The organism is Micromonospora sp. NPDC047521 (assembly GCF_055587305.1).
Genome location: NZ_JBVJGN010000003.1, coordinates 621,780 through 640,417, shown reverse-complemented (window position 1 = coordinate 640,417; position 18,638 = coordinate 621,780). Strand labels below are relative to the sequence as shown.

Here is an 18,638-nt window from a genome sequence, read left to right as displayed (position 1 = left end):
GTTGCGGATGGCCGGGTCAGGCCGCCAGACGACGCGCCAACTCGTCGGCCACCTGCTTGGCCATCGTGGGCGGGATGGCCGCCGCGATCCGCTCCGGGGTCAGGCCGGACAGCACGCCCTGGATGATGGCGGGCTCGTCGGTGAAGTCCCGACCGGACAGCGCGGCCAGGGCGGACTGCAGGGCGCTCAACTGCGCGCCCAACGTCTTGAGCGTCGGGTGCGCCGGCGCGTAGTTGGTGGCGGTGGCGTCCTCGCCCAGGGCCATCCTGGTGTAGATCTGGCCGATCGGGTTGCGGCCGTCCAGCACTGTCAGGTTCTTGTGGACGGCGGCCAGCCAGTTGTGCTCTTCGGGGGTCATGTCGTTCTCCTCCAGGAGTCCGATGGAGCTGAGGTAACGGCGGAACAGGGGTCGCTGGTCACGACCCGCCTTGATCGCGTCGCGGAAGAAGCTGACGTGGGTGTGCCAGCGGTGCGAACTGTCGCCGCTGGTGCGCTTGCCGAGCCGGTCCCACCGCTTCACTGTCTTACCGTCGAGGCTGTAGATGATCTCGCGGATGTCCCTGGTGTCCGCCGCGTTCGCGGCGCACTGCCCCACGCACCAGCGCGAGAAGCTGGCCAGGGTGTGCGTACTGCCGCCGGAGCGGACCTCGAAACCGCCGACGTCGAGCGCCGCCGCGTCGAGGGTCAGACCGGCCCGGTCCCGGGGTGACTCCACCACCGAGTAGTCGTTGGTGACCACCCGATCGGATCCACAGTGGTACCCGCCGCGGTGGGCCGGATCGCCGACGATGCCGACCTCCGCCGGCTCCAGATCGTCCGGTCCGGGGGCGTTGTCGAGGTGGGTGAGAAGCAGGGTTCGAAGGGCCAACAGATTCGCCGGGGCCCGGGTCATGGGGTCCCCCTTTCCGGATGGACGGGGGCCGGGCACGGCGTCACGCCGCGTACGCGGTGTGGGCTTGCGGGCGAGCCCGGCCTACTGGTGCACGGCGCCGGGCGTTGACCCAACCATAGCCCGCTATATGGACGAATGCCCAGCTCAGACGCGTGACGGTTGCGGGGAGCCAGAGTGGACGACTGGAAGGATCAGCGCGGAGGGGCGCTCGGGGTCGTGGAAGACCTGCCGCCAGCCGGCACGCAGCGTCACCGCCGTACCGAGGGATTCGCCGGTGCCCGGGTTGCGCGCCCAGCGCGGATGGGCGCCTCCGCTGACCTGCAACCGCAGCCGGTGCCCGGCGGCGAACCGGTGCGCGGTCGGCCAGAGCGGCACCGGCACGCGCACCGCGCCGGACGGGTCTGCCGGAAACCGGTCGGGCGCGACCCGGACCAACCCGTCGCAGATGTTCCGGGACCTGCCCCGGCGGTCCACGTCGCACAGTCGCACGAAGACATCCAGGTACGGCAGCTCGCCCCGGACGTGGATGTCGGCGCGTACCGGCCCGACGACCTCCAGCGGCCGGGTCAGCGGGGCGCTGGTGTACGTCAGCACGTCGGTTCGGGCCTCGACGCGCCTGTTGTCAACAGCGCCGGCGCGTTTCGCGACGAGCAGCGGCCCGCCCTGTGACGGGGTGGGATCGGCCGGGTCGTAGCGGAACTCGTCAGGCGTCGACGGCACTGGCGCACGTGTCGCCAGCTCGCCGTCCGGGTGCAGGTGCCAGGCGGTGTCCGTCGCGGGTGGCGGCCAGTCCGGCAGGTCACGCCAGCCGCCGCCGCGGCCCCCCACGTACAGCCGGACCGGCGCCGTCGACCCGCCCGGACGGCGACCCCCAGAGGTCAGTTGCGTGTCGAGCCAGGCCAACCCCTCCCGCAGGGCGGCGGCGAACAGTCCGGGACTGCCGTGCGTCCACGGCCCGATCACGAGGCGCCCCGGGGCACCGGCGGCGCGCAGCGTGGCGTGGTCGTCGAGCTGGGCGGGCAGGAAGATGTCGTGCCAGCCGGTGACCATCAGCACCGGTGCCCGTACGCGGGCGACCCGGTCGGCGAAGACCCGCGTCCGCCAGTACGGGGCGTCCGGAGTGTGGTGGCGCAGCCACTCCTGGAAGAAGGGGATGGTCACGCCGGTGGCCACCCGGTCGGCGTCGGCCAGCGGCAGGTGCTCCAGCGCGGCGGCCAGCCGGGGCTGCCCCCGTTTGAGCTCCCACTGCCGGGCCAGCCACGGCACGGTCTGCGCGTGCAGCAGCTCCGCCCAGGTCAGCACCGTGTCCAGGGCGAAGGACTCCCCCGCGTACGTCGAGTCGCGGGTGGCCGAGGCGGTGACCACCGCGACCATCGCCCGCAGGTCGTCGCCGGCGTCGGCGGCCAGCGCCCACTGCGCGAAACCCTGGTAGCTGATCCCGAACATGCCCAGCGCACCGGCCCACCAGGGTTGGCGGCGCAGCCAGTCGAGGGTGTCCAACCCGTCGTCGCGTTCGTGCACCAGCGGGGCGAAGGTGCCGCCGGATCCGCCGGTGCCCCGGCAGGACTGGATGACGGCGTGCCGGCCGCGTGCGGCGAGCAGCCGCCCGAGCAGACGTAGCGGGCCACCCCGCCCGTAGGGGGTGCGGATCAGCACCGTCGGGGCGTCGGAAACGGTAGGGGCGTAGTGGTCGGTGCGCAGCACCACCCCGTCGCGGACGCGCACCGGGATGTTCCGGGTGACCCGTACCGGCCCGGTGCGGGTCACCGGCAGCCGCAGTGCGGCACCGGCCAGGCGGGCGACGAGCGGACCCGGCACGGTCAGCTCGTCGGACGGCGGGGCGGCTCGGGTCGGGCGGCGCGCACCGAGTCGCGGTGGGTACGGATCGACTCGCTCATCGCCGTCATGAACCGCTGCACCACCTCCAGCTCGTCCTCGCTGAACCGGTCCATGACCGTGTCGGTACGGGCGCCCAGCGGCCGGAAGAACTCCATGGCCAGCGCGGCGCCCTGGTCGGCGTAGTGCAGCAGCACCTTGCGCCTGTCGGCGGTGTCCCGGTCCCGGCGGATGTGCCCGGCCCGTTCGAGTCTGTCGATCAGGGCGGTGACCGAGCCGGAGGAGAGGTTGAGCTGTTCACCGAGGCGCCCGGGGGTGATCGGGTCGCCGAGCATTTCGGCGTCCATCACGGCGATCAACGCCTGCAGGTCGGTCGGGTTGAGCCCGTGCAGGTTGGCGAACGCGTGGCCGACCTGCTGGGCGTCCACCGCGTACCGCCGAAGGTTGTTGGTGATCTCCCCGACCAGTTGTGCACGGCGCGTGTCACGCCGCCGGTACATGCCGTGAGTTGCCACCTCGTGCCGCTTCTCCCCGTCGTCCGACCTCCGGTTGCAGCATAGAGCAGCCGGAGATAATCTCGATAACCAAGATACTCGGCGCTCGAAACACATGGGGTCTACCTGATGTCCGTCTTCACCAGAGTCGCCCGCGGCCGGTTGGCCGCGTGGCTCACCGTGGCCGCCGCGATCGTCGTCGGCGCGGCCGTCTTCGGGCTACCCCGGCCGGACAATCCGGCGCCTGTCTCCGCCAGCGGGCTGTCCGTGCAGTGGCAGTCGACGCAGGTGGAACGCCTGCAGGACCAGCTTCCGTCGAGCGAGGTGCAACCCGCCATCGTGGTGGTCAGCCGCGACGACGGCGGCGCGCTGAGCGAGGCCGACCGGGGTGCCGTCGCCGCCCGCTCCGGTGAGTTGGGCAACCTCGCGGTGGGCGGGCGGGTCAGTCCCCCGCAGCTCTCCCCGGACGGCACGGTGGCGCTGGTCGCCGTACCGCTGAGCACCGCCGGCGGCCAGGATGAGGTCACCGGGAAGGTCGACGAGGTCCGCGCCGCGCTTGAGGCGCTGCCCGAGGGGCTCGCGGTCGAGGTGACCGGCGCTCCCGCCTTCACCGCCGACCTCGCCTCGGTGTTCGAGGGCGCCGACATCACACTGCTCGCGGTGACCGCCGCCGTGGTGGCGCTGCTGTTGCTGATCACCTACCGCAGCCCGTTCCTGTGGATCGTGCCGCTGGTCGTGGTCGCGGCGACCGAGCAGATCACCCTGCGCGCGGTCGACACGATCGTGCCGGCGTTCGGGATCACCCTCCAGTCCGGTCAGGTCACCGGCATCGCCAGCGTGCTGGTCTTCGGCGCCGCCACCGACTACGCCCTGCTGCTCATCGCCCGCTACCGCGAGGAGCTGCGCCGCGACGAGAACCGGTTCGCGGCGATGCGCGCCGCGTTGCGCCGCACGGCCGAACCGATCCTGGCCAGCGGCGGCACCGTGGTGCTCGGCGTGCTGACCCTCCTGCTCAGCGAGCAGGAGACGAACCGGGCACTGGCCGTGGCCTGCGCCACAGGTGTGGTCTTCGCCATGCTCTCGGCGCTTTTCGTGCTCCCCGCCGTGCTCGTGCTCTTCGGCCGTGGCCTGTTCTGGCCGTTCGTGCCCAAGGTCGGCGGCCCGGCCCGCGAGGGTCGGCTCTGGGGTCGGCTCGGCGCCGCCGTGGAACGCCGTCCCCTGCCGGTCGCCGTGCTGGCCACCCTGCTGCTCGCCGGCCTCGCGCTTGGTGGGCTCGGTATCCGCACCGGCCTGTCCGAGACCGAGCAGTTCCGGGCCCAGCCGGAGGCGGTCACCGGGGCGCAGACCCTGGCCCGGGCGTTCCCCGCCGGCACGACCCAGCCGGTGGCGGTGCTCACCACCCCGGCCGCGGTGCGGGCGGTCACCGACGCCGCCACCGGCGTACCCGGCGTCTCCTCGGCCCGTCCCGGCGACGCCGGAGAGGCCGTCGCCCAGGTCGACGTGGTGCTGGAGGCCGAACCCGGCACGGCCGCCTCGGACCGGGCGATCGAGGCGCTGCGCGACGCCGTCGCCGCCGTTCCCGACTCCGCGCCTCCCGCGGTCGACGGCGCCGACGCGCCCACCGGGGCGATCGTCGGCGGCACCGTGGCCGCCACGTACGACTCCGACGAGGCAAACGACCGGGACCTGCGGCTGATCATCCCGATCATCCTGCTGCTGGTCGGCGCGGTGCTCGTGCTCCTGCTGCGTGGCCTGCTCGCGCCGCTGCTGCTGGTGCTCACCGTCATCGCGTCGTTCTTCGCCAGCCTCGGCGCCGCGTGGCTGCTCTTCGACCACGTGCTGGGCTTCCCGGCACTGGACAGCGGGGTGCTGCTGCTCGCGTTCGTGTTCCTGGTGGCGCTCGGGGTGGACTACAACATCTTCCTGGTCACCAGGGCCCGGGAGGACGCCCGCACGGCCGGCACCCGGGACGGGATGCTCTCCGCCCTGCGGGTCACCGGCGGCGTGATCACCAGCGCCGGCGTGCTGCTCGCCGCGGTCTTCGCCGTCCTCGGTGTGCTGCCGCTGATCACGCTGACCCAGATCGGGATCATCGTCTGCATCGGCGTCCTGCTCGACACCCTGCTGGTCCGCACGGTCCTGGTGCCGGCGCTGGCGTTCCTGCTCGGCGACCGCTTCTGGTGGCCCGGCCGGATCAAGCGGGACCACGACGCGGACACCCAGGAGGCACCCGAGGCGGTCGCCGCCCGGGACTGACAGGCGTACCAACCCGACGGCGGGGCCGTGGCGCGACTGCCACGGCCCCGCCGCCGTCGGTCAGTACGTCAGGCAGACGCACTCGGTCATCAACGCCCGCACGTTGCGCACGTACGACGGGTTGGGGATGGTCAACGGCTCACCCTCCCGCGCCACCGCCGCGTGCCCGTAGTTGTACGCGGCGATGACGGCGTTGAGCAGGCAGGAGTCCAGCTCCGAGGTGCACAGGGCGGCGTCGAGGCGGAAGTCGGACTCGAAGTACATGTCGCCGATGTACTTGGTCAGCCAGGCCAGGTAGTTGGCCCCCAGGTACGCGTTGTCCCGGTAGTCGTCGATGTCGTAGCTCTGCTCGAACCGCTGGTTCATCCAGGTGGCGGTGCCCGACATCACCTGCATCAGGCCGACACCGCCGTCACAGGCGTAGATGTTGGACTGCCAGCCGCTCTCCTGCCAGGCGGTGGCCTTGACCAGTTCGAGTGGGATCTTGATGTCCGGTGCCGAGGTCGGCCAGTAGGTGCGCGCGGCGGCGTCGGTAAGTGCCGCCTTCACCGCCGACCGGCTCGCCTGGGTGCCCTTGTAGCTCGGCTTGCAGGAGGCCGGAGCCGGCTTCGGCGGCGGCGGCGGGACCTTTGTCTCGCTGGGCGGCTTGGCCACGGCGCGCGGCTTCGGCGCCGACCCGGTCGTCCGGGTCGGCTTCCTGGTCGGCTTGGGGGACGCGGTGCGGCTGGGCGCGACGCCCATCGACGCCACGGCGCTCGCCGACGGCGTCGGCTCCTCGGTCACCTCGTCCAGGGGGACGTCGGTCGGGGCGTCGGCGACCGGTACCGGCGCGCCCAGGTCCGCCGGGCTGTCGCCCTTGTCCGCGCAGCCGGCGAGCGTGCCCGCCAGTAGGAGCCCGGCGAGCCCCGCGGCGCTCAACCGACCTGTCCATCGAACCATCGCCGTGCCTCCCCCGTGAGACTGTCGCCGCACCCTAGCAAGGTTCGACAGGCCGCCGAGGCCCCTGCGGCGGCGTCCGGACCGGCTCCACGGGCTGCTCCCGATCCCTGATCGCCCGGTCCCTCGTGGCCCAGGCGACGACGAACACCACGGTCCACAGCACCCCGAGCAGCACCGCCGCCGCGGTCCCGCTCGCCGTGTCCAACCCGAGGTAGAGCCGCGCGCCGCCGACGCCCACCACGCCCGCGGCGGCGGCCGTCCAGGCGGCCACCGCCGCCGGCCAGCGGGCGCTGCGCGACACCAGCCAGGCCAGGGTGCAGAAGCTCGCCGCGACCACCGCGTTCTGGGTGGGGAACGGGACCGACTCGCGTCCGCCCGGCCCCGCCGCGGGCGACCCGGTCAGTTCCGCCACCACTGCCAGCACCAGCAGCGGCACGAACGCGCCCACCGTGCCGACCACGCTGAGCAGGTCGGCCCGCCACGGCCGGTTCCGCCACGCCACCACCGCCGCCACCAGCGCCACCAGCACGATCAGCACCCACCCGCGCACCAGCGACACCACTACCGCTGTGGCCTCGGCGGCGTCCGGGGTCCGCCGGGCGGCGAACCAGCCCCCGATCGCCCCGTCCAGCGTGGCGAGGCCGCTGTTGCGTACCACCACGGCGAGCAGACCGGCGATGGCGAACACGGCGGCGAAGAGCAGCAACAGCCCCGCCGCGAGGTTGAGCAGCAGCGTCCAGGCCGGCCCGACCCGCATGGCCACCAGGAAGAACAGCAGCCCGTACCGGGCGCTGAGCCAGCGCACCGGGGGCAGCGCGCCGGCGCGGGAGAGCAGCGCGCGCACCGGGTCGGGGTTACGGCCCAGCCACCGGCCGGCGAGCACCACGCCCAGCAGACCGGCCAGCAGCACCAGCGCCGCACCCGTGGCACGGCCCAGGAAGCCGGAGACCGTGTCGTACGACTCACCGGCGAGGTGGCCGAGCAGCACGGAGCCGCTCACCCAGGTCACCACGCCGGCGATGTTCCACGGCGCGAACCGCCGGTACGGCATGCCTGCCGCGCCGGCCAGCCGGGGCACCAGGGTGCGGGCGAAGGCCACCCAGCGGGCGGCGAACACGCCCCGTCCGCCGAGGCGGGCGAGCATGGCCTCGGCCCGACCCCACCGCTCCGGCCCGACCCGGTGCCCCAGCCCGGCGCGCAGCTTCGGGCCGTACCGCCGCCCGGCGCGGAACGCCAGCCCGTCACCGAGGACAGCCGCGACGATCATCGCGACCAACGCCGGGCCGAGCCGCAAGGTACCGTTGTAGGTGAGGAAGCCGACGAGCAGCAGGGTAGCCTCACCCGGCACCAGCAGGCCGAAGATCACCGCGGTCTCGCCCGCCACGATCAGCGCGGCGACCAGGTAGATCCACAGAGTGGGCAGACCCTGCACCGCGGTCAGCAGGTCGTGCACTCAGGCCCCCGGGACACGGGAGCCAGCATGCCAGCCGGGGGAACGACCGGCACAGCGGTTTCACCAGAGATCAGGGGCACCTGGGGGTGACCCCGACGCAGCCTGCGCGAGCGCAGGCGGAAGGATAGAGGGTATGCAGCTTCGCACCGACCTCCGCAACGTCGCCATCATCGCTCACGTCGACCACGGCAAGACCACCCTGGTCGACGCCATGTTGCGGCAGGCCGGCGCGTACGGCGCACGAGGCGAGACGACCGAGCGGGTGATGGACTCCGGTGACCTGGAACGGGAGAAGGGCATCACCATCCTGGCCAAGAACACCGGCGTGCGCTACCTGCCCGCCGACGGGTCGGACCCGGTCACCATCAACATCATCGACACCCCTGGCCACGCCGACTTCGGTGGCGAGGTGGAGCGCGGCCTGACCATGGTCGACGGTGTGGTGCTGCTGGTGGACGCCAGTGAGGGCCCACTGCCGCAGACCCGCTTCGTGCTGCGCAAGGCCCTGCGGGCCCGGATGCCGATCATCCTGGTGATCAACAAGGTGGACCGTCCGGACGCCCGGATCAAGGAGGTCGTGGACGACACCTACGAGCTCTTCCTCGACCTGGACGCCGACGAGGAGCAGATCGACTTCCCGATCGTCTACGCCTGCGCCCGTGACGGCATCGCCTCGCTGACCCAGCCCGCCGACGGTTCGGTGCCCGACGACAGCACCTCCCTGGAGCCGCTGTTCCGCACCCTGCTGGACACCATCCCGGCCCCCGCGTACGAGGACGGCGCGCCGTTGCAGGCGCACGTCACCAACCTCGACGCCTCGCCGTTCCTCGGCCGGCTGGCGCTGTGCCGGGTCCGCCAGGGCACCATCAGCAAGGGCCAGACGGTGGCCTGGTGCCGCACCGACGGCAGCACCCAGCGGGTCCGCATCTCCGAGATGCTGATGACCGAGGGTCTGGAGCGCAAGCCGGCCGAGACCGCCGGGCCGGGCGACATCATCGCCGTGGCCGGCATCTCGGACATCATGATCGGTGAGACCCTCGCCGACGCGGAGAACCCGGTGGCGCTGCCGCTGATCACCGTGGACGAGCCGGCCATCTCGATGACCATCGGCACCAACACCTCGCCGCTTGTCGGCCGGGTCAAGGGCTCCAAGGTCACCGCCCGGATGGTCAAGGACCGGCTCGACAAGGAGCTGATCGGCAACGTGTCGCTGCGGGTGCTGCCCACCGAGCGGCCGGACGCCTGGGAGGTGCAGGGCCGCGGTGAGCTGGCCCTTGCCATCCTGGTCGAGCAGATGCGCCGGGAGAGCTACGAGCTGACCGTCGGCAAGCCGCAGGTGGTCACCCGGGTGATCGACGGCAAGACCTGCGAGCCGGTGGAGCGGCTGACCATCGACGCGCCGGAGGAGTACCTGGGCGCGATCACCCAGCTCCTCGCGACCCGCAAGGGCCGGATGGAGCAGCTGGTCAACCACGGCACCGGCTGGATCCGGATGGAGTGGCTGGTTCCGGCGCGTGGCCTGATCGGCTTCCGCACCGAGTTCCTCACCGACACCCGTGGCACCGGCATCCTGCACCACGTCTTCGAGTCGTACGAGCCGTGGTTCGGCGAGCTGCGGACCCGCAACAACGGCTCGCTCGTCGCCGACCGGGCGGGCGCGGTCACCGCCTTCGCGATGATCAACCTCCAGGAGCGCGGTCAGCTCTTCGTCGAGCCGACCACCGAGGTGTACGAGGGCATGATCGTCGGGGAGAACTCCCGCTCCGACGACATGGACGTCAACATCACCAAGGAGAAGAAGCTCACCAACATGCGGGCGTCGACCTCCGACGAGACCGAGAAGCTGATCCCGCCGCGCAAGCTGTCGCTGGAGCAGGCGCTGGAGTTCTGCCGCGAGGACGAGTGCGTCGAGGTCACCCCGACCGCTGTGCGCATCCGCAAGGTGGTGCTGGACCAGCAGCTGCGCGGCCGGGCCGCCGCCCGCCGCAAGCACGCCGGCTGACCCACCGGCACCCGGCTTCCGGGCGCGTCGGCCGCTCGCGGCCGGCGCGCCCGTTTGCTTCCCGGCGCGGGTACGCGGGCCCGCCCGGCAGGTGATCGGCTACGGTCACCGGCATGACCTGGGATGATCTCGACGCCCACCTGGACCGGGTGCCCGGCACCGTGTCGGCGTACGTGGGCCGGCTCGACGCACCGCCGACCTGGACCCGGCACGCCGACGCCGCCCACTACGCCGCCAGCACCATGAAGGTGGCGGTGCTCGCCGCGCTGCACCGCGCCGCCGAGTCCGGCGTCCTGGACCTGGACGCGCAGGTCCCCGTGGTCAACGAGTTCGACTCGGCCCAGCCCGGCGCGCCCCGGTTCTCCTGCGCCAGGCACTACGACAACGACGACGCGGTCTGGGACCGGGTCGGCGGCGCCGCCCCACTGCGGTGGCTCTCCGACCGGATGATCGTGCGGTCCAGCAACCTGGCCACCAACCTGGTCATCGGGCACGTCGGGCTGCCGGCGGTGGCGCAGGTGTGGGCGGCGGTCGGCGCCCGTACCAGCGTCACCGGGCGGGGCATCGAGGACTTCGCCGCCCGCGAGGCAGGCATCACCAACGAGGTGACCGCCGCGGACCTGGCCGCCCTGTTCGGCGCGCTGGCCACCGGGGCCACCGCCCCCGGCCACCTCGCGTCCCCGGCGGGATGCGCGGCCATGCTGGACGTCCTGTTCGCCCAGGAGCACCGCGAGGACCTGGCGGCCGGCCTGCCCGAGGGCACCCGCATCGCGCACAAGAACGGGTGGGTGCGCGGGGTCCGGCACGGCGCGGGAGTGGTACTGCCGGACGACGCCCCGCCGTACCTGATCGCCGTCTGCACCACCACCGACCTGGCCGGCGGCGACGACGTCGAGGACGACGCCTGCCTGCTGCTCGCGCACGTCTCGGCGCAGGTGTGGGCCGCCCGTCACCAGCTCTGACCGGGACCGCCGCTGCGGCTAGGCTGCTCGCACCCCAACCCCGGAGCCGTCGATGCCGCGCAGCCGCACCATCCTGATCGTCTTCCTCGCCGTCACGGCGGTGAACCTGCTGGCCAACGCCACCGACAACCGCCTGGCCGAGGTGCTCAGCAAGCCGCTGCTCATGCCGCTGCTGGCCGCGTACCTGTGGCGGTCCACAGTCGAGCGCGGCGCCCGGGCGGACCGGCTGGTGCTCGCCGGGTTGGCGTTCGCCACAGGCGGCGACGTGGCCCTGCTGGGCGACGGCACCGGCTGGTTCATCGCCGGCATGGCCTCTTTCCTCGGCACCCATCTGTGCTACCTCGCGGCGTTCACCAGGGGCGGCGCCGCGACCGCGCTGCGCCGCCCGCCGCTTGTCGCGGTCCCCCTGGGGTACGCGGTCCTGACCGTCCTCGCGCTCGCCTGGATGTGGGCGGGACTGACCGACGAGGGTCTGGCCGTACCGGTGGCCGGCTACGCGCTCGCGTTGGCCGCGATGGCCACCACCGCCGTCACGCAGGGCTGGCGGGTGGGGCTCGGCGCCGCGCTGTTCCTCGGCTCCGATCTGCTGATCGCCGCCGGGGTGGCCGACGTGGCACAGCCGCCGGGCGCGCCGGTGCTGGTCATGGCGACGTACGCGGCAGGTCAGGCGCTGATCGTCGCGGGCCGGGCGGCCCACGCGCAGACAACGCCCGGCGCGCCTGTCACTCCAGCAGTTGCGCCCGCAGCGCCGTGAGGACGTCGTCGGTCAGCCCGAGCCCGTCGCGCAGGTAGCCGTCGAACGAGCCGTGCACCAGGCGTACCTCGTCGTAGCCGGCGTCGAGGTACGCGTCGCGAACCTCCAGCACCGGCAGCACGGCCTCCGCGTCCAGTTCCGGCTGCCGCCGCCGCATCGCCTCGATGATCACCGCGCGCAGGCTCTCGGTCAGCGCGTTGTTGCGCAGGTACTCGGCACGGATGGTCGCCTCGTCGACGCCGAGCGCGGTCAGCAGGATGACGGTGAGCCAGCCGGTGCGGTCCTTGCCCGCGGAGCAGTGGTAGACCAGCGGCAGGTTCTCCGGCCGGGTGGCCAGCCGCACCGCCTCGGCGAAGCCGACCCGAGCCGACTCACCCGTGACGAACCACCTGTAGATCTGGGCCATCGCCCCGGCCGTGCCCTGCCGGGCCAGCTCCGCGTACGCGTCGAGGTCGTGGCCGAGCAGCACCGCCGAGACGTACGTGAAGACGGGGTGTTCCGGGTCGTGCACCGGCAGGTGCACCAGCCGCGGTTCGCCGGCCAGCCGGTCGGCCGGGGCGACCGCGACCTCCGAGGAGTCCCGCAGGTCCAGCACACAGGCCGGTCCGAGTTTCGCGAGCACCGGCAGGTCCTCGTCGGTGAGGCGGCCCAGCGCGGGGGTGCGGATCAGCCGTCCGGCGCGTACCCGCCGGCCGTCGGCGCCCGGCAGGCCACCAAGGTCACGGGCGTTCGGCGCGCCCACCAGCTCCCAGTCCCGCCCGGTCATCGGTCTCCCCCTCCGCCGCGAGTCTGCGTATAGGGTGCCCCACATGACGATCTCGGCGGTACGCACCCACCGGGTTTCCGCCCCCTTACACACCCCGTTCGTCACCGCACTTCGCCGCACCACGACTGTCGACACCCTGGTCGTCGAACTCGTCGACGCGGACGGCCGGTCAGGTTTCGGCGAGGCGCCGCAGGTCTGGCAGGTCACCGGGGCGTCGGTCGCCGGTTCCCAGGCGTGCGTGCGCGAGCTGCTCGGGCCGCTGTTGATCGGCCGTGACCCGGACGACCTGGTGGCCCGCTGCGCGCAGGTGCAGCGGGCGGTGGTCGGTAACGAGGCCGCGAAGGCGGCTGTGGACGTGGCGCTGCACGACCTGGCCGCACGGCGGCTGGGCGTACCACTGGTGCGTCTGCTGGGTGGCACGGCGCTGCGGGTCCCGACGGACGTGACCCTCGCGGCCGGCGACGCGGTCGACCTGGCGGCGGCCGCGCGGCAGCGGCAGGCCGACGGTTTCGGCGTGCTCAAGATGAAGGTGGGCACCGACGCGGCAGGTGACCTGGACCGGGTGCGGGCGGTCCGCGCGGCGGTAGGCGCCGGGGTCCGGATCCGGCTGGACGCCAACCAGGGGTGGACGCCCCGCGAGGCGGTACGGGTGATCCGGGGTATCGAGGACGCCGGCCTCGACGTGGAACTGGTCGAGCAGCCGGTGGCGCGCTGGGACCTGGACGGTCTGGCGTGGGTCAGCGACCGGGTGTCCGTGCCGATCCTCGCCGACGAGGCGGTCTTCGGGGTGCGTGACCTGGTGGAGGTGATCCGTCGCCGGGCCGCCGACATGGTGAACGTCAAGCTTGCCAAGTGCGGCGGGCTGCAGCCGGCGCGCACGCTGCTGGAGCTGGCCGCCGCGCACGGCCTGGGCACTGTGGTCGGGTCGATGATGGAGAGTCAGGTGGGCATCGGCGCGGCGGCGAGCCTGGTCGCGGCGTACGGCACCACGGCCGTGGCGGACCTGGACGCCGGCTGGTGGCTGGCCTGGTCGCCGGTGCAGGGTGGGATCCGCTACGACGGGGCGACTGTGGTGTTGCCGGAGGCCCCTGGCCTGGGCATTTCCGGCCTGGCTGAAGCTAAGGTGCAAGACCGAGGTTGATGGCCGTTGGTTTCTTTCATAGAGTTCCCCGGGACAGCCGATTCGAGCTGGGGGTTGACGTGGAGCTGCAAACGGGCCGCGAGGCCCTCGTCCGGGTCGCGGTGGCCACCCTGTGGACCTCCCCCGAGGCGGTCCGCCCGGTCGACGGCCCGGCGCTGAGCGCCGGCGCCGACATCTCGGCCTGGATCTCCGGTCTGGACACCGACCAGCAGGTAGGCGACTGCGTGCTGAGCCAACTTCTGCTCGGCGAGCGGGTCCTGGTCAGCGAGCTGCGCCCGGACGGTTGGGCGCGGGTGGTCGCCGTCGAGCAGCCGGCCGCCAAACTGGACCCCCGCGGCTACCCGGGCTGGCTCCCCGCCGACCAGCTCACCCCCGTCGACCCGGCCGTCGCCGGGGACGCGCTCGTGGTGGACGCGACGGTCACCGGGCTGCGCGCCACGCCGAACGGGCCTGTCGTGGTGCCAGGTGTGGTCGTCGGGACCCGCCTCGTGCCGGCCGGCCCGGCCCGCGACGGCTGGCAGCCGGTGCACGTCCCCGGCCAGCCCACGCCGCTCTGGCTGTCCGAGGGCGACCTCGCCCCGCCGTCGACCGAGCCGCCGAACGCGGAGCAGGTGCTCGCCGTGGCGCAGCGCCTGCTGGACGTGGCGTACGTGTGGGGTGGGCTGTCCTCGTACGGCATCGACTGTTCCGGGCTGGTGCACCTGGCGTGGCGGCGCTTCGGGGTCCTGCTGCCCCGCGACGCCGACGACCAGGCGGTGGCCACCACTCCCCTGCCGCTGGGCGCGGAACGCCCCGGCGACCTCTACTTCTTCGCGCGGCCCGGCCGCGGCATCCACCACATCGGGATCGTCACCGCGCCGCCCGGCGGGGAGCAGCGACGGATGTTGCACGCCTGCTACCGGCGGCGGCGGGTCGTCGAGGAGGCCCTGCCGGCCGAGCGCACCGCCACCCTGGTCGGCGCGCACCGGGTCTGACACCGGCCGGGCGTCCGGACGCCCGGCCGGCGCGACGTCAGCGTCGGGCGTCGGTCAGCTCGCGGCGCCGGTCCCGGGAGGACTTGATCAGACTGGCGGCGGTGGCGATGCCCAGCGTGCCGATGATGACCAGCAGCGAGAGCCAGATCGGGATGTGCGGCGCCCAGCCCACGTGCTCCCCGCCGTTGATGAACGGCAGGTTGTTGTCGGCGAGCGCCTCCAGCACGAGCTTGACCCCGATGAAACCGAGCACCACGGCCAGGCCGTAGCTCAGGTAGATCAGCCGGTCGAGCAGGCCGCCGAGCAGGAAGTAGAGCTGCCGCAGGCCCATCAGCGCGAACACGTTGGCGGTGAAGACCAGGTACGGCTCCTGTGTGATGCCGAAGATCGCCGGGATCGAGTCCAGAGCGAAGATCAGGTCGGTGGTGCCGATCGCGATCATCACGATGAGCATCGGGGTGAACAGCCGCTTGCCGTTCTCGTGGGTCATCAGCTTCGCGTCGTCGTAGCCCTTGGAGATCGGCAGCGCCCGGCGGCTCCAGCGGATCAGCAGGTTCTCGGAGAACTCGTCCTCGTCCGGCTCACCCTGGCGGGCGAGGTTGACCGCCGTGTAGATCAGGAACGCGCCGAAGATGTAGAAGACCCAGGAGAACTGCGAGATCAGCGCGGCGCCCGCCGCGATGAACCCGCCGCGCATCACCAGTGCCAGCACGATGCCGATGAGCAGCACCTTCTGCTGGTACTGCCGGGGCACCCCGAAGCGGGCCATGATGATCACGAAGACGAAGAGGTTGTCCACCGAGAGGCTGTACTCGGTGAGCCAACCCGTGTAGAACTGCCCCGCCGCGCTGGCCCCTGAGGTCAACCAGAGGCCGGCGCCGAAGAGCAGGGCCAGGCCGACGTAGAACGCGACCCAGAGGCTCGACTCCCGCACGCTCGGCTCGTGCGGACGCCGACCGATGATCAACAGGTCGACGAGCAGAACCGCAGTCAGTGCGACGAGGGTCCCCGCCCACACCAATCCGGACACGTCCAACGTTCCATCCTCCGGCAGACACGCGACGTCGGGCACACCGTACGCCCGTGGGGAGGCCGGTGTACCGGTGACGCTCACTCTGGTGACTGTCGGAGGTCTCTTCCGCCGCCGCCCCACCGGGCGACGACCGACGGAGCCGGGTCGGGACGCCCGGGGCTTGCGGCGATCGACCGTGCTGACGACTCCGACGCGGGGGAATACTCCCCTCCTCGATGACCATTGTTGCCCACCACGCGCCGTGATCACACCCCGGGCAGCCGGTGGCTCCGCCCACCCATATCGCGCGCGTCACACCGCACACGTGTCCTAGGAGGCTAGTGCAGGTCCGACGTGGACGCCGACCCCACGAGGCCGCCGCTCCCCCGGGCCGTGGGAGGCTGTGCGACATGGTGCTTGAGGTCGCGTTGATCGACGTACTGCCCGGACACGAGGACGCGTTCGCCGCCGCGTACGCCGAGGGTCACCCGATCCTGGCCGGTGCCACCGGCTGCCGGTCGGTGCGGATGACCCGGGGCATCGAGTCCCCGACCCGGTTCGTGCTGCTCGTCGAATGGGACTCGGTCGAGGCGCACGAGGAGAACTTCCGGGCCACCGAGCGGTTCGAGCAGTGGCGCGCCCTGATCGGCCCGCACTTCGCCGGGCCGCCAGTGGTCGAGCACTTCCTCGACGTACCGGCCTGAGCGAAGCTGTCGTACCCCCCGGATAGCGTGCCCGCGCACGCGCCGGTCGCCGGTCCCGACGGGCTCGGGGGCGCCGGGCCCGGTGGCCGCGCGGGCGCCACCGTGCCCGCCCTCACTCGCCGACGCGCCGGGCCAGCGCGGTGACCGACTCCTCCGGTGACAGCGCGGCCGCCAGCAGGGCCTCGGTCATCCGCTCGTAGCGGTCGACGTCCAGCACCGTGGCCAGCCGCACGTCGGTGGTCAACGCCTCCAACATCACCGTCCGCGGGTCCGCCGGGTCGGGAAAGGCATAGCAGGAGTACGGCGTGAGCGGGTGCAGGCCGCCACCGGCCGCCCCACGCGGCAGCAGCCGCACCGTCACGTGCGCCAGCCCGGTCACGGCGACCAGGTGCCGCAACTGTTCGCGCCACACCTCGACGGGCAGGTCGCCCGGGTCGCAGGCCGCCTCGGCGAGCACCGCCGTGTAGCGCGGCGGGTCGGCCCGACGCAGCACCTCCTGGCGCAGCGCCCGGGCGCGCACCTCCACCTCGACGTTCACGTCGGGCGCGAGCAGGGCGCCGGCGGCGACCCGCAACCGGGCGTACGCCGGTGTCTGGAGCAGCCCCGGCACGATCGCCGGCTGGTACTCGACGATGTGCGCCGCACCGGCCTCCAGTTCGGCGTACGTGCGTTGCCGCTCGCTCATCTCACCGAACGTCCTCCACCAGCCCCGGCTGGTGGCCGCGTCCCGGGCGATCACGATCAGCGCCTCGCGGGCCGGCGACGGCACCTGGTAGACGTCCAGCAGGTCCAGCACGTCGGCGAGGTCCGGTCGGCTCTGCCCCAGCTCGATGCGGGACAGCTTCGACGTCGAGGCCCACCCCAGCCGGTCACAGACCTGTTCCAGGGTCAGCGCCTCACGTCGGCGCAACTGGCGCAGTTCTGCGCCCAGACGTACTCGTCGAATGACAGGACTTGTTGGCAGCGGCATCCCGGCCTCCCCACCGAGGGAGAGTACGCAGGACGATCACCCAGTGCAATACCTTGCTCGCAGACCGCAACCGGCGAGGTTCGCAAGGTCACCTGGCCCGGACCGAGCCCGACCTGCGGTTTCGGCTCCGGTGCGGGTGGCCGACCGGCCGCGCCCCGTGTCGGCCGGTCGGCGTCCCACCGGAGGTCAGGGCCGGTACGTGCCGAACGCCCACACGACGCCGGCCAGGTCTCGGGCGGCGTAGTCGCGGGAGCCGTAGTCGGTGTCGAAGGGCTCACGCGTGATCTCCGCCCCGGCGGCGCGGGCCCGGGCGCAGTGAGCGTCGACGTCCGGCACCGCCACGTAGACCGACCAGTCGGTGTCGCCCGGTCGGGGCGCAGCCTCGGCCCGGGGACCCAGCATGACCATGCCGGTGTCGAGGACGAGCTCGGCGTGCGCGACAGAGCCGTCCGGCGCCTCGTGCACGGCATGCACCTGAAAGCCGAAGGCGGCGCAGAGCCAGTCGATCGCGGAGCGGGGATCGGGATAGCGGAGGATCGGATAGACGGTTCGCATGCGACAAGTCTCCCGCCCGCGCCCCGCTCCCGATTGGACGAATGTGACCTGCGGCGGGCCGGCGGTCAGCCCGCCGGGCGGGCGGCGAGAAGTGCCGCCGGAGTGGCCCCGGCGAACTGGTGGAAGTCCCGGATGAGGTGGGACTGGTCGTAGTACCCGCAACGGGCCGCCACCTCGGCCCAGTCGACGGCCCGCCCGGCCGACGCCGTTCCGCTCGCCGCCTCGGCGCTGCCCAGTGCCGCGCGGGCCTGCTGGAAGCGCAGCAGCCGGGCCGCCGTCTTGGGCGGCAGGCCGACCTCCTGCCGGAACCGGGCCGCCAGGTGCCGCCGGCTCCATCCCAGCTCGGTGGCGAGCGCGCCCACGCCGCCCTGCCCACCCCGTGCCACGAGCCACCGCCAGGCCCAGTCGAGCCGGGCGTCGACAGGTGGGGACGCCGCCAGCCGGGCGGCGAGCGCCGCGTCGAGGAGCGCGAAACGGCGCGGCCAGTCCGGCGCGTCGGCCAGCCGGCACCGCAGCCGATCGAGCCAACCGCCCGGGAGTTGCCCGACACCCACCGCCCGGTTGGTCAGCTCACCCAGCGGCAGGCCGAGAAGGCGGCGGGCGGTCAGCGGCGACAACAGCAGCTCAACGCCCTCCCCCACCCCCACCGTGCGGGTCGTGCACCAGCCGTCGAACGTGCCGGCCACGAACGAGTCCACCCGCCGGACGCCGCGCTCCGCACTGCGCGGGTCGGTCACGTCCAGCGGGGCGCCCCAACCCAGGATCAGCACCACGAACACGCCCGCGGTCTCGCGGCGGACCAGCGGCACATCCGCGCGTTCCCGGTAGCCGATGTACCTGTCGACGAACGGCCGCAACCGGACCTCGGGCAGGCCGACGACCATCTCGTCGGCAGGCGTCACCGCTGTCAACCCGACCGCCCTCCCCC

General features: G+C 72.8%; 17 protein-coding genes. 7 read left to right on the top strand and 10 right to left on the bottom strand.

Features of this window, described 5'->3' with window-relative positions; all coding sequences use genetic code 11:
- Nucleotides 1–16: 16 nt before the first annotated feature.
- The 3 genes from ACZ6N8_RS10650 to ACZ6N8_RS10640 all read right to left on the bottom strand — a co-directional run bounded on the left by ACZ6N8_RS10650 (nucleotide 17) and on the right by ACZ6N8_RS10640 (nucleotide 3,228).
- Nucleotides 17–892: a hypothetical protein gene (locus ACZ6N8_RS10650; protein WP_466009107.1), complete on the bottom strand. Its 876-nt coding sequence runs from the start codon at nucleotides 890–892 to the stop codon at nucleotides 17–19.
- A gap of 144 nt (nucleotides 893–1,036) precedes the next feature.
- Entirely contained in the window at nucleotides 1,037–2,710 is a 1,674-nt protein-coding gene (locus ACZ6N8_RS10645; RefSeq protein WP_466009106.1) for a CocE/NonD family hydrolase, read from the bottom strand.
- A gap of 2 nt (nucleotides 2,711–2,712) precedes the next feature.
- Nucleotides 2,713–3,228, bottom strand: coding sequence for a MarR family winged helix-turn-helix transcriptional regulator (locus ACZ6N8_RS10640; RefSeq protein ID WP_466009186.1), 516 nt, complete (start codon nucleotides 3,226–3,228; stop codon nucleotides 2,713–2,715).
- A 123-nt stretch (nucleotides 3,229–3,351) separates the two neighbouring features.
- Between ACZ6N8_RS10640 and ACZ6N8_RS10635 the strand changes: the two genes are divergently transcribed.
- Nucleotides 3,352–5,478, top strand: coding sequence for an MMPL family transporter (locus ACZ6N8_RS10635; RefSeq protein ID WP_466009104.1), 2,127 nt, complete (start codon nucleotides 3,352–3,354; stop codon nucleotides 5,476–5,478).
- A 60-nt stretch (nucleotides 5,479–5,538) separates the two neighbouring features.
- Here ACZ6N8_RS10635 and ACZ6N8_RS10630 read toward each other — a convergent pair whose 3' ends face one another.
- Complete coding sequence (locus ACZ6N8_RS10630) at nucleotides 5,539–6,417, bottom strand: transglycosylase SLT domain-containing protein (protein ID WP_466009103.1); 879 nt, start codon at nucleotides 6,415–6,417, stop codon at nucleotides 5,539–5,541.
- 34 nt (nucleotides 6,418–6,451) lie between these two features.
- A complete protein-coding gene (locus ACZ6N8_RS10625) occupies nucleotides 6,452–7,870 on the bottom strand; it encodes a DedA family protein (RefSeq protein WP_466009101.1) in 1,419 nt (472 codons plus the stop codon).
- 133 nt (nucleotides 7,871–8,003) lie between these two features.
- Here ACZ6N8_RS10625 and typA point away from each other — a divergent pair, with 133 nt between their 5' ends.
- The 3 genes from typA to ACZ6N8_RS10610 all read left to right on the top strand — a co-directional run bounded on the left by typA (nucleotide 8,004) and on the right by ACZ6N8_RS10610 (nucleotide 11,588).
- Nucleotides 8,004–9,872 (top strand): translational GTPase TypA, encoded by a 1,869-nt coding sequence (gene typA, locus ACZ6N8_RS10620; protein ID WP_203176814.1) that lies wholly within the window; start codon nucleotides 8,004–8,006, stop codon nucleotides 9,870–9,872.
- A 113-nt stretch (nucleotides 9,873–9,985) separates the two neighbouring features.
- A complete protein-coding gene (locus ACZ6N8_RS10615) occupies nucleotides 9,986–10,834 on the top strand; it encodes a serine hydrolase (protein WP_466009098.1) in 849 nt (282 codons plus the stop codon).
- Nucleotides 10,835–10,886: 52 nt separating this feature from the next.
- Nucleotides 10,887–11,588: a lysoplasmalogenase gene (locus ACZ6N8_RS10610; RefSeq protein WP_466009097.1), complete on the top strand. Its 702-nt coding sequence runs from the start codon at nucleotides 10,887–10,889 to the stop codon at nucleotides 11,586–11,588.
- On the opposite strand, the gene ACZ6N8_RS10605 is transcribed toward ACZ6N8_RS10610, so the two are convergent.
- A complete protein-coding gene (locus ACZ6N8_RS10605) occupies nucleotides 11,557–12,354 on the bottom strand; it encodes a tyrosine-protein phosphatase (RefSeq protein WP_466009094.1) in 798 nt (265 codons plus the stop codon). The genes ACZ6N8_RS10610 and ACZ6N8_RS10605 overlap by 32 nt on opposite strands.
- A gap of 43 nt (nucleotides 12,355–12,397) precedes the next feature.
- Here ACZ6N8_RS10605 and ACZ6N8_RS10600 point away from each other — a divergent pair, with 43 nt between their 5' ends.
- Nucleotides 12,398–13,495, top strand: coding sequence for a mandelate racemase/muconate lactonizing enzyme family protein (locus ACZ6N8_RS10600; protein ID WP_364362700.1), 1,098 nt, complete (start codon nucleotides 12,398–12,400; stop codon nucleotides 13,493–13,495).
- Between the two features lie 59 nt (nucleotides 13,496–13,554).
- Nucleotides 13,555–14,469 carry a C40 family peptidase gene (locus ACZ6N8_RS10595; protein WP_466009092.1) on the top strand — a complete coding sequence of 305 codons (915 nt, stop codon included), beginning with the start codon at nucleotides 13,555–13,557 and terminating at the stop codon, nucleotides 14,467–14,469.
- 37 nt (nucleotides 14,470–14,506) lie between these two features.
- On the opposite strand, the gene ACZ6N8_RS10590 is transcribed toward ACZ6N8_RS10595, so the two are convergent.
- A complete protein-coding gene (locus ACZ6N8_RS10590; protein ID WP_466009090.1) occupies nucleotides 14,507–15,505 on the bottom strand; it encodes a TerC family protein in 999 nt (332 codons plus the stop codon).
- A 386-nt stretch (nucleotides 15,506–15,891) separates the two neighbouring features.
- Between ACZ6N8_RS10590 and ACZ6N8_RS10585 the strand changes: the two genes are divergently transcribed.
- Nucleotides 15,892–16,185, top strand: a complete 294-nt coding sequence (locus ACZ6N8_RS10585; RefSeq protein ID WP_364362697.1) for an antibiotic biosynthesis monooxygenase family protein — start codon at nucleotides 15,892–15,894, stop codon at nucleotides 16,183–16,185.
- A gap of 112 nt (nucleotides 16,186–16,297) precedes the next feature.
- Here the strand turns inward: ACZ6N8_RS10585 and ACZ6N8_RS10580 are convergent, their stop codons facing one another.
- From ACZ6N8_RS10580 to ACZ6N8_RS10570, 3 genes are all read right to left on the bottom strand, one after another.
- Nucleotides 16,298–17,155, bottom strand: coding sequence for a helix-turn-helix domain-containing protein (locus tag ACZ6N8_RS10580; protein WP_364362696.1), 858 nt, complete (start codon nucleotides 17,153–17,155; stop codon nucleotides 16,298–16,300).
- 186 nt (nucleotides 17,156–17,341) lie between these two features.
- Nucleotides 17,342–17,710: a VOC family protein gene (locus ACZ6N8_RS10575; protein WP_466009088.1), complete on the bottom strand. Its 369-nt coding sequence runs from the start codon at nucleotides 17,708–17,710 to the stop codon at nucleotides 17,342–17,344.
- Between the two features lie 65 nt (nucleotides 17,711–17,775).
- Nucleotides 17,776–18,612 (bottom strand): AraC family transcriptional regulator, encoded by an 837-nt coding sequence (locus ACZ6N8_RS10570; protein ID WP_466009086.1) that lies wholly within the window; start codon nucleotides 18,610–18,612, stop codon nucleotides 17,776–17,778.
- Between the last annotated feature and the right edge of the window lie 26 nt (nucleotides 18,613–18,638).